We start from the raw sequence: 15,313 nt of genomic DNA, 5'->3' as shown, positions 1-15,313 counted from the left end.
CCCCCCTTGTCAAAGGGGGGAGTAAGAATCAACCTGCATTTCTTCCTTTCTCGGGATGCTCCCAGTTAATCTCTGTAATCAGCCCTTTGTAATAGAGTCGAGTGCCTTCTGGATGCTCCCATCCCACTTCACCTCTTAAGGGAATAAGCATCCCATCGCAAACTGAATATTCCCAAAATCTGCCACCCCAGGGCATAGCAGTCAGCTTGTCACGATAACGCGCATCAGCCCGCATAGTAGCGATCGCACCTTCAGCATTAAACTGAAATACGAGAGAGACAGTTGTTGCACCATCCGTCAGAGTAGCGCGAGCAGAGGTGTCATCGATTGCTTCCCAGCGTACACCCTGACTGGGTAATAGGGCAGTAGGATACCAAGCAGCTTCAGCAAAGAATCGCAATAATTCACCTTGGTTCAATTCAGGCGTATTGTGCATTTTTGCCAGGGTGAAAAAACCGAGTAATGATGCGTGTAAGTTGCCTTCTCCTAACAGATATGTATCATGGACAAATATATTCACTCCTGGAGCCATTTGGATGCGTGCATCCCAATCAAAACCTAGACGTTGAGTGATGACAAATTGAGTTGCAGTGAATGGACTCCACTTGTCTTCTGTCTCGCTCATATTAAACTCTCCTGTCTGAGAGAGTTTAACTGCAGTCACGATTGGCTGTCCATCCTTGAGTACTGTCCGAAAGAATCGCTGTACGGGGGCTGGTAAACCTTCAAGCTCTTTTTGGTCGTAGATTTTTGGCTCAATTGTTCGCCGTCCACTTGTTAATTTGGCGCGTAATTTATCAGTATCTGACTGCCAGCGATAGCCACTATAAATGGCAGCAATTCCAAGGGAGACTATGATGAAAACACCAATAATTGCAATCCATTTCATCCACATGATACTTACCTATGTTTGTTAATTTAGACTTTGATAGATTGTGATGATGAGAACGATCGCGAAAATGGTTGTATAGATTAACTTCGTGTATTTTGCTAACCAACAGGGAAGATAAATATCAAAAGTGAAAAGACTGCTAAATAGTGTTTTGATTTACCCCAATTCCAGCCAGCTTTGGAGAAGCCATCATGGAATATATAGCGACCAGCAATATAGGTGGCAACTGTGACCATAATCATCGGTAATGAGCTTAAGGCATAGCGCATAAACGGTGTCTCTGCCCACAGGACATAGGCGATTTGAAATGGCCAAGATACCGCCACGACAATCAATAGATATGTTATGAGGGAGAAAGGTTTATGGGTGGTTCTCATGTTTGAACTTTACCTCCAACATTTTTGTGATGAATTGTTTCCGCTCTTTTTTTGATGCCCAACATACATTTACTCATCATGATAATGTCTCCCAAGTCATAGAAGATATAATAGATAATCCAGGGAAAGCTAAAATTATATTTGGTTCTTAATCTAGTTATTAGTCTTGTATCACCAGCTTCAGTTTGTCGTAAGAACCAGCCCCATGTTCCATTTGCTTTTTGTTGGCGTAGCCTCTCCCTCGGAGAATCCCACCATAAGATATACTCAGGTTCTCGATAATCTTTAACCCACATTCCATTCTTTTGGTTAGGAGTAAATGGAATAAAGTAATCTTTCTCAATTTTTTGATATTTTGGTAGTATATTTCTTGCGCTCGGTATATTGGCATTGTCTATCAGATCGATACTATAAAAACCAGCCCTCCCAGAACCAATTTGAATTATCCATTTCCATACTTCAGTAGGTGGAGCTTCGATCGATACCGCTCTTGTGGCAACGAAGTGAGGCTTTTGGACAATTTCATCGCCAATTAAAGACTGAGTAATCTCCTCTTTAGTTGCTCCCCAAGTTAACTGCCAGGATCTAATCACAAGAAAATACAAAAGAACCAAGAAACCAGCAAACAGAATAAAAATATTCAATTTATTACTCCTCGTAGAAATGACTTAAATTTTAAGGATTTTAATCAGTGTTAATTTGGTTTCACTTTCCATATTGCGTCAAGACAATTTATCCATTTTTGGTGTTAAATTGCGTCGAATAATAAAAGCCGTTCCGAGCGTTCCTGCGACAAGCAATCCGAAATCTTCTTTAATCCCGAAATTTAAAGCCGCTGAGGTTCCGACAATCGACCATAAAACTGGAATAATCAATAAACTTAACGGAATTTTTTTGTCTGTCCAGAGCAGCAAGCCGAACGTGAAAATGGTTGTCGGACAAGGTACGCCGAATGTAGGTGATGATGGAAAAATTCGCCCCAGAGCGTAGCCAATTAACGGATATATCGCTAGGGCATAAGCAATAAATATCGCGCCGAGAATGCCGTAAAATTTCTGGCTAGCGCGAAAAATCAAACGATTTATTGCCACGCCTTCGTATAAAAATAATAAGCCTTGAAAAATGAATAATGCCCCGAAGATATAGGCGGGTGGACTGATTTTTGTAAAAAAGATCAAATGGTAAACAACACCTGTCCACAACCAGAGAAAACCGAGTAATCCCGAAATAGTTGTGTTTGCGAACGGTTTTGGACTTCCTGCCAGTGCAATCGAGGCAATCGCCACTAAAATTAGTAAAAATTGCATCGGAAATACAGTTTGATTGTATTTCTCGAAAACCCTAAAAAATTGTTCGGTGGTAAATGGCATTGCTAATTTTCCTCCACTCGATTGCGGTTATTCCGTTGCAATTCATAGCTGTCAGCAGTTCGCTATTGTTCGACTAAAGGAGGAAGTTAATATCTTCCGCTCATACCAAGCTTTGAGTGTGACAGGCGATCGCATGATTTTCTGAATGAGTTGGTTGAATTGATTGATTACGATACAAAGCTTGCCATATATGGCATGAAAGAGAATCAGCGCAAAAATAATTTTATTAGTATTGACAGAAAAAAAATAACAAAAATAATTTGATTGGTGATTTGTTTGCTGGTACGTTATTTTCCATTTTAACCTTCTATTTTTCAGGTGTTATTGACCGAAAAGTCTGCTTGTCTTCTCTACAAATTTGCTGAATAATATTGCGTCCAGACATGGCAACCACTGGCACACTCCCACCTGGTTCGACCCATTGCCCGATCGCATAAAAATTCCGCAGTTTAGGTAATGTTTTAGGTAAGCCTTTTATCGATAATGGGAGGGTTTGTTTGGTCAGGAGCCAACCACAACTCGATCCTTGCCAGTTGCCTGTATAACGCTCGTAGGTGAGAGGTGTAGCCACATCTACAAACTCAATATCATTCTTAATCCCAGGATAAAATCGATCTAAAAGATCGATGATAATTTGTGATTCTTGAATTTCTTCTGCATCGTAGATCGATCGACCATAAATACGTTGCCAATAGTCATAGTTAGTTGTCAAAACAACCATCAGCACCGATTTCCCTGGTGGTGCTAGAGAGGGATCGAAGCAATAGTGTTTGACTCCAATCTCATACCGCTTTTCCCCTGCAATTACGACAGGTTCATTGAGCAAATGAGTAGTCCAATGCGGTTCGTTTGATAGATCGCGATTTACCCCCAGTGATACCTGTAGTTGGGAATGAATCGGTAAGTGTCCATCGTAGTAACGTTGGATCTCGCGGGGGACATATTGCCGATCTAGTAACCCAAACAGCGTATTGTGCCCGTCACAGGCTGAAATAATTCGATCTGCATCGCATGTTTCGTTGTTATATAACCGCACACCAATCGCCTGATGATCTTGAAACCTTTCGGCAAACTCTGCTGCTGAAAGGTTCCCCCATCGCACTAGTGGGCAGATAAATGGCAACATTTTCCGCGCTAACTTTCCCCAGTCACCTAACTGCATTAATGCTTTGGGTTGCTGTTGAAGTAGTGACAGATCGAAGCGAGTAAAAGTGCGAATCCCTGTACATAAATCGCTAATTAATCGGCGATCTATCGGTGATATTTCTTTTAAATGCTGCTCCAATCGATCGGGATTACTGTAAACAATTAAAGTTTTCCCATCAGGTTTGCTCACCCGCAGCAATTCATCATGATGGACAAATTGTTGCTGCCCCGCAACGCCAAGTTCCTCCCAGAGTTGGTAGAAAGGCTGTCCTCGTGCAGAGCCAAACAAATAATGGATACAACCATCAAAAATAAATCCCTGTCGCTGCCATGCTGTACACAGTCCACCTGGTCGATCGTGCATCTCAAAGATTTGAGTTCGATAACCATTCATCTGGGCATAGCAACCTGCCGCAAGCCCAGCAATTCCCGCCCCAATAATGATAATAGTCTCATCGCACTTATGCTTCATCACGAAAATTTCCTACATGTTTTTATCGATAGATTGCATCATCGATTGTGGCTCGGAAAAATTCGCCCTCCGACTCAAACCGCTCAGTGCCAAAGTACCATCCAATTCGTAGACGGGTAGGAATGGTGTAGCCGCAAAATGTGCGATCTTCCTCTAAAGTTCCACCGAAGTCCACATAACGGAACTCAGCACCGTCTGGATTGCCCCATCGTGGTAACTTGAAGGTCTTGAGACAACCTGTTCGTTGGCGTAGCCTCGGCTTTGCCGACTCGATAGTGAAATCTAGTTCGGCTTTCTCGCCTTGCACGACAAAACTGGAATGCAAATTGGAGTCTAGATCCGCTGACTCTGTGCTTGTCCATAAAACGTCATCGCCGCAGAATACAGAAGGTAAACACACTGACTCTGATTGAAGGCGACCAATAGCAGACCGCGTAATATCAGCACCACTCGCCGTCATTACAGGGAATAATCCTAACAGCTTCCACTGCATCGCACCAACGCCATCTATGACACGATCCGATCCGACAATTGGTAAGCCATTCATCCATGCCGTAGCACTCCAAATAAATCCATGTTCCCAGCAAATGACTTGCTCGGCTTTGAATGGAATCCACTTTTTCAATTTAATTTCGCCGTGCATCTTCAAACGAACCGCAGAAGCAAGCTTTGTTCCAGGCGCGATTGTGTGTTCGAGATACCGTTTTGCTGCTTCTGGCAAGTGAGAGAGTTTATCTGAGTTGAATACAAGCTCAGTAGGTGTCGCTGACTCCCAGAGCGTATTGAGAGAAATTGATTTAGTCATTACTATCTCCAGTATTTTGATTGTATTTGTTGAAAACCAGAAAAAATTGTTCGGTGGTAAATGGCATTGCTAATTTTCCTCCACTCAATTGCGGTTATTCCATCGCAAATGGATTTGATCGAAGCTATCGTTTCTTGATTGCCCCCATACCTTTTACAGATTCTTTGACTTGAGGAGATCCAATATACTCTATTGACCCTACGCCTGATACAGTCGCATCCAACTGCTCACTCACATTAACCACAGCACTTCCTATGCCTTTATTCCGAACTGTAGCCTGTTTAGCCTTCAACTCTGCACCATTAAAGCTACCGACTCCAGAAAGACTGAGATCCAATACATCAACATTTCCTGCGATCGCAATGCTACCCACTCCATCCAGCGAAACTGATAAACGTTTACCTTGGATATCTTTGACTTCAATACTACCAACTCCATTGATATCTAAGCGCTCCAAGCTCTTAACCTCCACAATGAACTCAATAGGCTGTGTCGGATCAATGCTTGATTTATTGGCGTTACTGATATACAAGGTTTGCCCAGATACATGTCCATCCAAAATTGGTAGGATGTTATCCTCGGCGATAATTGTGAGAGATTCTTTGCCAGTCTGCTGGATCTTGAGTTTGCCTACAGATTTAAAGGAGATTGATGAAAATGTCGTCACTTCTCTAGATTCAGTCTTGATAATTCCCGATCCTCTAATTCCATTCCAATTTAAAGAGCAGGCTGCGAACATGCCCAAGGCTGCCAAACACAGAGTCAAACGGAATAGCTTCGATTTCATTGTTTTGTCTCCATTGGTTTAATTGAAACTTAAATAAACAGACTTCATCTGCGGCAAAGTCAGGCATATCTATAACGAGCTAATGTCTTTGTTCCCCATAGAAAGACAACAATACCTGCGACGATCGCAATTATTGAATAGTGAATATCAGGATAATCAACCAATGGATTATGTATTCCATCCCTTGGAAACAAAGGTCTTCCTACATTCATCAAAGTATGAAATAGGATGCAAGCAAATAAACTTTTGCCTGTATTGTTGTAAATCCAAACAATTAGAACTCTCACAGCCACTGTGCCGAGAGTTGCCCATACGATCCAAGTTAGATTGTGTCCTTGTTGAATTATTGACGGGTAATGCCATACTGCCCAAGGTATACCGATGAGGATACTTGCTAATAAAGCGCCAAACCGTTCTTGCATAGAATCAATGGCATAACCCATATAGCCAGTTTCTTCTGCCACAGCTCCGAGGAAAAATAAACAAAAAAGAAAAGGGATTGAAAGAAAAGGAATGTAAAAATTGATTGGAAGAGGTAATCCTATGAGATGGATTGTTATATATATCAACAAATATATTAAAAATGGCAGCAAAATTACAGGCAAATACCAGATCTTTTTTGTGATTCTTGAGAAATCTAAAATTCTGTTAAACAGTTTGTTAGTACCAATAGATCCTTCTTCTTTGTAAACGAGAATGCTGGCTGCAATCAATGGTGTAAATGCAGCTAATATGTCTGTTATAGGAATATCTAACGGTAGCCCTTTAACTTCAATTCTTGTTTCAATTATCCATAAAGGGATAGAAAGTCCAAAAACAAGTAGAAAGAATTTTAATGGCGAGTGATTTTCTGGCTTGCTGTTATTCATAATTGTTGTTAAATGAAGTTCCTTTTCGTCCTTTGAAACTATTGCTAACACAGAATGGGTTTCTTACGATGGTAAGCTATTCCTAAAATGACAGATACTATTAACTCGATAGAAAAGACTACAATTACTTTCCAATTCAAATTTAGCTGCAAGGTTCCATTATTGCCCATATATAAAGCTAATCCAATAGATCCATTAAACCAAGCATGGCTTAATACACAGAGAAATAAGTTCTTTGTGTATTTATAGAGGGTTGTAAAACTGGAGGTTAAAATTATTCCTGAAAGTAAATATAATCCAAATGGAAATGAACTTTGAACTGTGCCTTTGATAAACCATAATGGCAAATGCCAAATACTCCAAATGCTTCCTACAACAAGGATAGAAGGTAAATAATTAATTATCTTTTCTAATTGAGGCTGTAAAATTCCGCGCCAACCTAATTCTTCTAATCCACCGAAAAGGATGAGCAGTGGTAAATTAATAATTATCGAGAGAATTGAGACAGGTTTATTGATGCCAAAAGCAACCCAAATCATCAACAAACGCCAAATTGTAAATAATCCAAATATCAGCCATGCTTTTCCATCTATTTTTTTGCCAAAGACAAACTTACCAAAAGATTCTTTGCCAAAATCTTGATTGAACTGTCGATAGATAATATAAGAACTAATGGCTGGAGCTAACCCACCGATCAAGTAAGGTATCCAAAATAAAGGCTCACCATACCAAAGGGAATTAAAGTAGTTATTCCCAATGATAATAATCAGCCAAGATAGCCAAGTTATCGAAAAAGTGTAAAGTAGAAAAAGTCCAATTTGATTTAGCGATCGCTTCTTTGGTTTCATGTTTTTATTGAGAACCATACAGTAAGAAAAAATTTATTTGTGGGCGGTATTTATGAACGAGTAAACCAATCAACGGGGCGGCGTAGTGAAACTGGTTGTGGATAATTTTTAAACAACCTATCCTTGGCTGTAGCTATTCTTCTCTCTGTCATTTTTCGCCGAGTTTTTTTGGCTGCTGTTATGTGCCGTGCATTTGTTTGATTTATTCTTATCCTTTTGTTTGAGTGCTTACTTCAGAATCCTTCTTGAACATTATGGCAAGGAGTAACATTGACACCGGAGCTGTAATTCCCCAAGGAATTGCAATAAGAAGTAACTTCTCCGAAAAGTTGGGATAGAAATAAACAAATACAATCAAAGGGGTAACAAGACTATGAACTAAGAAAGAATATCTCACCCACCTTTGAAATCCCTGTTTTTCAAATATAGGAATAGCAAATAAGGTGGCGAATCCCATAAATATATAGCCAATTGCATCAAAGTCCCAGAAGAGAGAGTGCGGAGTTTGTTTTAGGATCGGGATCTCATCTGAAGATCCCTGAAGTGTCATCGGAATTACCGTTGCTAGTTGAACAACATAATTAGCTGTGACGAACGCTACATATAAGACTGTAAAAATCAGAGCCGCATGACTCCAAAACTTTTTCTCAGATGGAGCTATATGGTGAAGTGCCAGCATTTCTAGCAAGAAAGGTATTACGATGCAAAGAGAAAATCCGTAAATTAAAATTTCATCGACTGGATAACTGAGAACACCAAAAAGCTGCAATACCTGAACAATAACAAATGCAACTGTTGAAATAAATGCAATAAATCCTGACCAAAACCCAACTTTATAAATTGTTTTATTCATGTTTTTTAGCATTGATTTAGATACCTGTCAAATCCTGTTATCCATAACACAATTGGAGCGGGCAAACTAACTGTCCCGCAAAGGTGGTTTTTGGGTGGTGAGGATTTTGACGATCTTTGCGTAGACTCATGATTGTTTTCCTACAGGTTGTTGTTGAGATCGCGGCTCGATTGGGAATGCCAACCAACACCAAAAGTACAGAAAAATAAATCCAGGGAGGACGATTGCTAAAATAACGGTCACAATCCGGACACCCAGGATTGGTAAATTCCATAGCTGAGAAAGGGCATAACACACGCCTGCGAAAACTTTATGACGACTGCGATGAAATATAGTCCTTGGCATGACGGGAGTATTGGCATTCGATCGCTTGACCTTGAGAATCAAAGAAATCAGGAGTCCGATCGCACCTAAAATGGCTGATGGAATCGCGAAAATCGCCAGCCAGTGAGCCATGAACATCCCCGAAATGACTCCTCCAAGCCAAGATGAGGACGGACAAATAAAGCGAACTGCTTCCGCTGAACAACCAAAGCGTTTAGCTAAACCCATTCCCCCCCAAGTGACCAGCAATGGAAAAATTCCGTAGAGGATACACATGCCCAACAAAACCAAATGTCCACGGGTGTTCAGCGATCGCGTGATGGCGATCGCTGCAAGTGCTGGTCCAACAAGGAACAGGATTGAAATCAAAGGCAAGTAAATCATGGATTTTTTTAAACTTAAATAAGGTCAAATACAGGATGGACATTCATGTCACCCTACTCACTCAGTAGCTATTTGAGGTTTTTCTCTACCAAATTTCCACAGCAATATGACACCCAAGCCGAACATATTGACTAGGAAAACTATTAACCCTCCGAAAAATGGAATTAGTGTCACAATTGTCAGGATTGCTAAACCTACCAAGAATTGCTGCTGTAACGACCAATTACGATTACTGACTAGGCTTTGACCAACAAAAAGTGCTACACCTAATGACCCTACTAGAGAAGTGATAATCACCGTCAGGCTTAGTAGTGGAATCAGGGGAATACCAATGAGTGTAATTGCCAGAAAGATGCAGGCAAAGATAATGGCGACAATTGCCCCAATTCCCCATAGAGCAGTCAAAGTGGGGTGTTGACGTAATTTTGTAGCTAAATTTGGTAGGAACTGTGGATTGGTATGTAAAATAATCAGTCCGAGAATAGCTGCTAGTACGGCGTTACCAATTCTAAAAATGGGACTGAAAGAAATAGTGTAGAAGAAGCTACCTCTACCTCGATTGGAACCATCCATCATCCCAGGTCGATCATTGGTTGTATACCTACCACCAATGTTCGCACCTTCTTCTTTTACAATTTTGCCGCCAAAGGAGTAAACATCACCCTCTACCTGCACTCCTTTTTTCAGGATGACATCCCCCCCGAAAGCGATCGCAGTATCCAAAACTCTGGCATTAGGGGAGACAGTAACACTCCCACCAAACGCAATGGCATTTTCGACGACTTGATTTTCTGGTACGGTTATACTGCCACCAAAGCGAATGAGGTTAGCATTATTAATATTAATATCAGTCTGTGCCAGGGCATTGCCCGCGAAGATCATGCAAATGGTGGCTATAAAAGCCAAAACTAATTGTTGCCATTTCATAAATTTCATCCTCGTAAACAATAAGAATATCGACTATCTCTCATAATCTTGAAAAAAGATGAGAAATTTGTGACGAAGGTACGAATAATGTGAATAGTCTAACTTTGAATTCTATGAAAACCCTTTCCGTTTAAATTCATATAATTATTGCCGCACAAACCAATCAACAGGTCGGCGTAGTGATACTGGTGGCGGATAATTATTCAAATAACCCACTCGTAAGATAAATTGAATATTTTCACTAATCCCAATTGATTGATTTAGCTTTTGTTTTGTTGATGGTTCTTCCAATATCTGAGTCATAGGATGAATGGCTATATTCTTTTCCCGCACTTTTAGAAAAAGTCGCTGCATTCGTCGGCCAGTTTCGAGCAGCGTTGCCACCAGATTGTCCTTGCTGGTAATCAGAATCCAACCTGCTGATTCCGAAACTTGCTGTTTAACTTTATCGATACCTACCTCTCTAAAATCATTTTTCATCACATTGTTTTTATCGTAAAAATTCCGCACCACCCAGCCAGAAATTCCTTCTATTTCCATGCTTGCCGTTGTCAGCCCATCACGATGTTTCTTTGCATCTTGACTAGAGAATCTGATCCAGTCGGATAACTCTTGCTGCGCTGGATCTCGATAGGCTTGAAGGCGGTTGGCTTCGATGGTTTGTTGGTTGACAAATTGACTTTCCTTACTGGTGGCAGACAGATAATAAATGAATTCTGGTTCTGAATTGACAAGATATTTGAGATCTTCTGGTTTCAGCACATCACTTAAAAAATTAGAACGAACCGTGCGGCGATTTTTGATTTTTGCGATGTCAAAATCATTTTTCGATGCGGCTTCGATCAGTTTTACTTCCATCACCCGTTCATCTTGATTGCTCGTAGCTAGCAAACTCCAATCGCAGACGTAGCCAAAAGCACCAGCCGCATAGTCCAGATTTTGAATGAACGCGCCAATCGATAAAATCGTTTCTCTCTGAGTTGGGTCAACAGCAGGAAGCCATTTGCTTTTATCGTTGCCGATAATCCAGTGATAAGGCTCGAGATATTGGACAAACCAAGGCTGGGTGTTGTGACCACTTGGTGCAAGGGAAGCAAGAAACAAAATCTCTTTTTCATCCGGCTTGAGGGTTGCATTGTTATCGTCTATCGGTTTGATATCCGCCCTAACAAGATTACGTTTATCGCTCAATAAATAAGATGTTGCCCCAACCGCAATTGTTGTCCCAACCGCAACGCTGATAAATTTCCCTCTGTTCATCATAAATGTCCTTTAATTGGGTGTAGCAATTATTTTCTGAGTTCAAACCCTTCGGCTGTAAATGTTTGTTAGCTACCGTCCAGCATTGCGTAGCATTGCCTATGGCAAATCGTTTCATTAGACATCTCCAGAAATGAGTAGCAAGCCATAACCAGAAACCAGATTGAAATAAATCATCAATCCCGCTCGGGGTTTTTCCTGACTTATTCAGCAAGCCCTACATAGTTCGTTAGGTCATCTTTTAATTCGCCAACAGTCTCTTTCAATCCCCTCTAGTCTCAGCTTTTTTTGACCTTTTTCTACTCCATCGTCCTCCCGCTACGCAACGGTCGTTGGCAAAATCTCGCAAGGTTCTGCATAGAAAGGCGCAGCATCAATACGGCAACCCAAGTAAGCTAAGACATACAACTCTTTCAGGTCGCGAATCAGCGGATAACGGGGATTTGCACCAGTACATTGATCGTCAAAAGCTTGTTCGGCCATGACTTCAACCTTCTCGTAAAAAGTGCGATCTTCTTCTCCTAATGTTTCTCGAATCGTCGCCGGAATTTCTACTTGATGCTTTAAGTTTTCCACCGCTGCCACGAGTTTTTCGACTTTTTCATCCGGGGAATCTCCACCCAGCCTTAAATAATCGGCAATCTCGGCATACCGCTCTTTCGCGTGAGGATATTTGTATTGCGGAAAAATCGCTTGTTTGAATGGAACATCAGTCGCGTTGTAACGAATTACATGAGAAATCATCAACGCATTTGCCAATCCGTGCGGCACATGGAAAGTAGAGCCTAATTTATGCGCCATCGAGTGACAAACACCTAAGAAAGCATTGGCAAAAGCCATACCTGCGATCGTCGCAGCATAATGTACTTTTTCCCGCGCTTCTGGATCGCTGACACCGTTGTGGTAAGCACGAGGTAAATACTTGAATAAAAGCCCGATCGCCTCCAGCGCTAATCCTTCCGTAAACTCCGTTGCGAGTACAGAAACGTAGGATTCCAAAGCGTGAGTTAAAGCATCAATCCCACCGTAGGCTGTCAGTTTCTTGGGCATATTCAGCACTAATTCCGGATCGACGATCGCCATATTTGGAGTTAGTGCATAATCGGCCAGCGGGTATTTAATCCCTGCTTGCTCATCTGTAACCACCGCAAAAGGCGTGACTTCTGAGCCAGTACCAGAGGTTGTAGGAATCGCCACCAGCATCGCTTTTTGACCGAGGGTTGGTAGCTCATATACCCGCTTGCGGATGTCCATAAACCGCATCGCCAACCCCTCAAACTCCACCTCTGGATGCTCGTACATCAGCCACATCACTTTTGCTGCATCCATTGGCGAACCACCGCCGATCGCAATAATTACATCAGGTTGATAGCTGTTGAGTAATTCCAATCCTTTGGTAACATTTGCAAGGGTAGGATCGGGTTCAACATCATGGAAAATATCGTGTTTCACCCCAATTTCATCTAAAACTGTCGTGAGTTTTTCGACCAATCCCAAATCGAATAGCGGTTTATCCGTGACGATGAAAGCTCGCTTTTTGCCTGCTAATTCGCGCAGGGCGACAGGAAGACAACCAGACTTAAAGTAAACCTTGGGCGGCACGCGGAACCAAAGCATATTTTCCCGCCGCTCTGACACTGTTTTGATGTTCAGTAAATGATGAGGAGTCACATTATCTGAAATCGTATTACCGCCCCAAGTGCCGCAGCCTAGTGTCAAAGATGGGTCTAGTTTGAAGTTGTAAAGATCGCCGATCGCACCTTGAGAAGAGGGAGTATTGATCAGCACTCGCGATGTTTTTACCGTGTTCTCAAAATACTTAATATCCTCAATTTTTGCTGAATTGATATACAAAACAGCCGTGTGTCCTTTCCCGCCAAATTCGACTAACTTTCCGGCTTTCTCCACAGCATCATTGAAATTGCTTGCCCGATACATCGCCAGAATCGGAGACAATTTTTCATAGGAAAATGGTTCAGTCGTACCGATGTTTTCGACTTCGGCAATCAAAACTTTAGGCAAAGTGCAGGGGACGGGATTGTGGCTTTCAATTTCTGCACGGTTGTGACTCTGAAACTCCAGACAAACTAATCCAATTTCGGCAATTTGGGCGATCGCCTCCACCGATTGTCCGACAATAGCCGGATTAATATGACCATCTTTCAGGAGGATTTTGCTAACTTTTTCCTTGTCTTCTGCTGTCAGGAAGTAAGCACCTCGATCGATGAATTCTTGCTTTACTCGATCGTACACCGCATCCAGCACAATCACCGACTGTTCCGAAGCACAAATCATCCCATTGTCGAAGGTTTTGCTGATCAAAATCGAACTGACAGCAGTTTGAATATCTGCCGTTGTATCAATCACCGCCGGGGTATTACCTGCACCCACACCCAAAGACGGATGTCCCGATGAATAAGCAGATTTAACCATCCCCGGCCCGCCCGTTGCCAAAATCAGCTTGATGTCGGGATGCTGCATCAAGGCTTGGGATAACTCCACTGTCGGTTCGTCAATCCAGCCGATGATGTGCTCTGGTGCTCCAGCGGCGATCGCGCCTTCTAGCACAACTCTAGCAGCTTCGATCGTACTCTGCTTCGCCCGTGGATGAGGAGAGAAAATAATTGCATTGCGAGTTTTCAGTGCAATCAAAGCCTTAAAAATCGCCGTTGAAGTGGGATTAGTGACGGGAACAATCCCAGCTAAAACTCCCATTGGTTCAGCGATTTTTTGAATGCCAAAGGATTTATCTTCTTCGATTAAGCCGCAAGTGCGATCGTGCTTGTATTTGTTGTAGATGTATTCTGAAGCGAAGTGATTTTTAATCACTTTATCTTCAACAACACCCATTCCGGTTTCTGCCACTGCCAATTTTGCTAAAGGAATGCGTTGAGTATTAGCAGCAGTCGCCGCTTTCTTGAAGATGGTATCGACTTGTTCTTGGGAGTAAGTCGCATACTTTGCTTGAGCAATTTTGACTTGTTGAATGAGTGTTTCGAGTTCTTGGATATTAGTTACAACCACTTGGATACATACCTTCCTATGATAATGGTTTTCTTGCGAAGTGAGATACCGATCGAGGCTAATCTGTAGGGTGCGTCGAAACGACTGGTTAAATGGAACTTACTTTTTGTCGGAGGCGACGCACCTCCAGAAATCCGATCGAGGCTATAGTTAGCTCTCAAACAGCATTCAGTCCCCGACTTCTAAAAATCTCTAATGTTTGCTGGATTAACTCTGGTGTTGGAGGTTGAGTATCTTTGAGTTGATAGTCATATCCCAACTGTTGCCACTTGTATTCACCCATTTTGTGAAACGGTAAAACTTCGACTTTTTCGATGTTTTTTAAACCTGCAACAAAGTCTGCCAGTTTTTCAACGTTTTGGCGATCGTCCGTAAGCCCGGGCACCAGCACAAATCGCAGCCAAACTGGTTTATGAATCTCACTTAAATATCTCGCCAAAATTAAGGTAGGTTCGAGATCGACGCTGGTAACTTTATGATACGTTGCTGGATCGAAAGATTTAATATCGAGTAGAACGAGATTGGTAAATTCTAAAACTTGTTTTGCAGCCTGCAAGTCACAGTATCCAGAAGTATCTAATGCCGTGTGAATTCCTAATATTTGACAGCGCCTAAAAATCTCTGTGACAAAGTGAGATTGAAACAATGGTTCACCACCGCTAACGGTGACTCCACCTCCAGAAGAATTCATGTAAGAGGTGTATTTCTGAATGTCTGCGATTAATTCATCAACACTCACCTTTTTACCGTTTTCTAGATATCGGCAATCAGGATTAGAGCAGTACAGGCAACGTAGGGGACAGCCTGCTGTGAAAATTACAAACCGAATACCCGGGCCATCAACAGTGCCGCAGGTTTCGATCGAGTGGATGTAACCAGAAACAGATGTAGAAACTGACATTGTTGCTACTTCCTCTTGTTGGATTTTTCAACCCTTAACTTTATTATAGCCCGAGAAAATATTTATATCCTCTT

15 protein-coding genes are annotated in these 15,313 nt (G+C 41.8%); all 15 read right to left on the bottom strand.

Annotation, left to right across the window (positions count from 1 at the left end):
* Positions 1 to 28 precede the first annotated feature (28 nt).
* Entirely contained in the window at positions 29 to 895 is an 867-nt protein-coding gene (locus tag NJ959_RS02780; protein ID WP_373693589.1) for a DUF6920 family protein, read from the bottom strand.
* 95 nt (positions 896 to 990) lie between these two features.
* The gene (locus NJ959_RS02775) at positions 991 to 1,269 is read right to left on the bottom strand and encodes a hypothetical protein (RefSeq protein ID WP_254010216.1); all 279 of its coding nucleotides are present in this window, start codon (positions 1,267 to 1,269) and stop codon (positions 991 to 993) included.
* Positions 1,266 to 1,913, bottom strand: coding sequence for a hypothetical protein (locus NJ959_RS02770; RefSeq protein WP_254010215.1), 648 nt, complete (start codon positions 1,911 to 1,913; stop codon positions 1,266 to 1,268). Before NJ959_RS02770 ends, NJ959_RS02775 begins: the two co-directional genes overlap by 4 nt.
* Before the next feature lie 78 nt (positions 1,914 to 1,991).
* The gene (locus tag NJ959_RS02765; protein WP_254010214.1) at positions 1,992 to 2,639 is read right to left on the bottom strand and encodes a DUF6064 family protein; all 648 of its coding nucleotides are present in this window, start codon (positions 2,637 to 2,639) and stop codon (positions 1,992 to 1,994) included.
* A gap of 307 nt (positions 2,640 to 2,946) precedes the next feature.
* Positions 2,947 to 4,257, bottom strand: a complete 1,311-nt coding sequence (locus tag NJ959_RS02760; RefSeq protein WP_254010219.1) for a phytoene desaturase family protein — start codon at positions 4,255 to 4,257, stop codon at positions 2,947 to 2,949.
* 22 nt (positions 4,258 to 4,279) lie between these two features.
* Entirely contained in the window at positions 4,280 to 5,062 is a 783-nt protein-coding gene (locus NJ959_RS02755) for a DUF6920 family protein (RefSeq protein ID WP_254010213.1), read from the bottom strand.
* Positions 5,063 to 5,186: 124 nt separating this feature from the next.
* On the bottom strand, positions 5,187 to 5,849 hold the full coding sequence (locus NJ959_RS02750; RefSeq protein ID WP_254010212.1) for a GIN domain-containing protein: 663 nt from the start codon (positions 5,847 to 5,849) through the stop codon (positions 5,187 to 5,189).
* A 59-nt stretch (positions 5,850 to 5,908) separates the two neighbouring features.
* Positions 5,909 to 6,769, bottom strand: a complete 861-nt coding sequence (locus NJ959_RS02745) for a CPBP family intramembrane glutamic endopeptidase (RefSeq protein WP_254010211.1) — start codon at positions 6,767 to 6,769, stop codon at positions 5,909 to 5,911.
* On the bottom strand, positions 6,763 to 7,566 hold the full coding sequence (locus NJ959_RS02740) for a CPBP family intramembrane glutamic endopeptidase (RefSeq protein ID WP_254010210.1): 804 nt from the start codon (positions 7,564 to 7,566) through the stop codon (positions 6,763 to 6,765). Before NJ959_RS02740 ends, NJ959_RS02745 begins: the two co-directional genes overlap by 7 nt.
* 208 nt (positions 7,567 to 7,774) lie before the next feature.
* Positions 7,775 to 8,419, bottom strand: coding sequence for a hypothetical protein (locus NJ959_RS02735; RefSeq protein ID WP_254010209.1), 645 nt, complete (start codon positions 8,417 to 8,419; stop codon positions 7,775 to 7,777).
* Between the two features lie 126 nt (positions 8,420 to 8,545).
* The gene (locus NJ959_RS02730) at positions 8,546 to 9,127 is read right to left on the bottom strand and encodes a PspC domain-containing protein (RefSeq protein ID WP_254010208.1); all 582 of its coding nucleotides are present in this window, start codon (positions 9,125 to 9,127) and stop codon (positions 8,546 to 8,548) included.
* A 57-nt stretch (positions 9,128 to 9,184) separates the two neighbouring features.
* Positions 9,185 to 10,054 (bottom strand): DUF8173 domain-containing protein, encoded by an 870-nt coding sequence (locus NJ959_RS02725; RefSeq protein WP_254010207.1) that lies wholly within the window; start codon positions 10,052 to 10,054, stop codon positions 9,185 to 9,187.
* Positions 10,055 to 10,198: 144 nt separating this feature from the next.
* Positions 10,199 to 11,317, bottom strand: coding sequence for an Acg family FMN-binding oxidoreductase (locus NJ959_RS02720; protein WP_254010206.1), 1,119 nt, complete (start codon positions 11,315 to 11,317; stop codon positions 10,199 to 10,201).
* Between the two features lie 315 nt (positions 11,318 to 11,632).
* On the bottom strand, positions 11,633 to 14,338 hold the full coding sequence (gene adhE / locus NJ959_RS02715; RefSeq protein ID WP_373693588.1) for a bifunctional acetaldehyde-CoA/alcohol dehydrogenase: 2,706 nt from the start codon (positions 14,336 to 14,338) through the stop codon (positions 11,633 to 11,635).
* Between the two features lie 157 nt (positions 14,339 to 14,495).
* Positions 14,496 to 15,239: a pyruvate formate-lyase-activating protein gene (gene pflA, locus NJ959_RS02710; RefSeq protein WP_254010205.1), complete on the bottom strand. Its 744-nt coding sequence runs from the start codon at positions 15,237 to 15,239 to the stop codon at positions 14,496 to 14,498.
* Between the last annotated feature and the right edge of the window lie 74 nt (positions 15,240 to 15,313).

The organism is Limnofasciculus baicalensis BBK-W-15, assembly GCF_024178385.1.
Taxonomy (GTDB): Bacteria; Cyanobacteriota; Cyanobacteriia; order Cyanobacteriales; family Coleofasciculaceae; genus Limnofasciculus; species Limnofasciculus baicalensis.
This window is presented reverse-complemented; position numbering and strand designations above follow the sequence as displayed.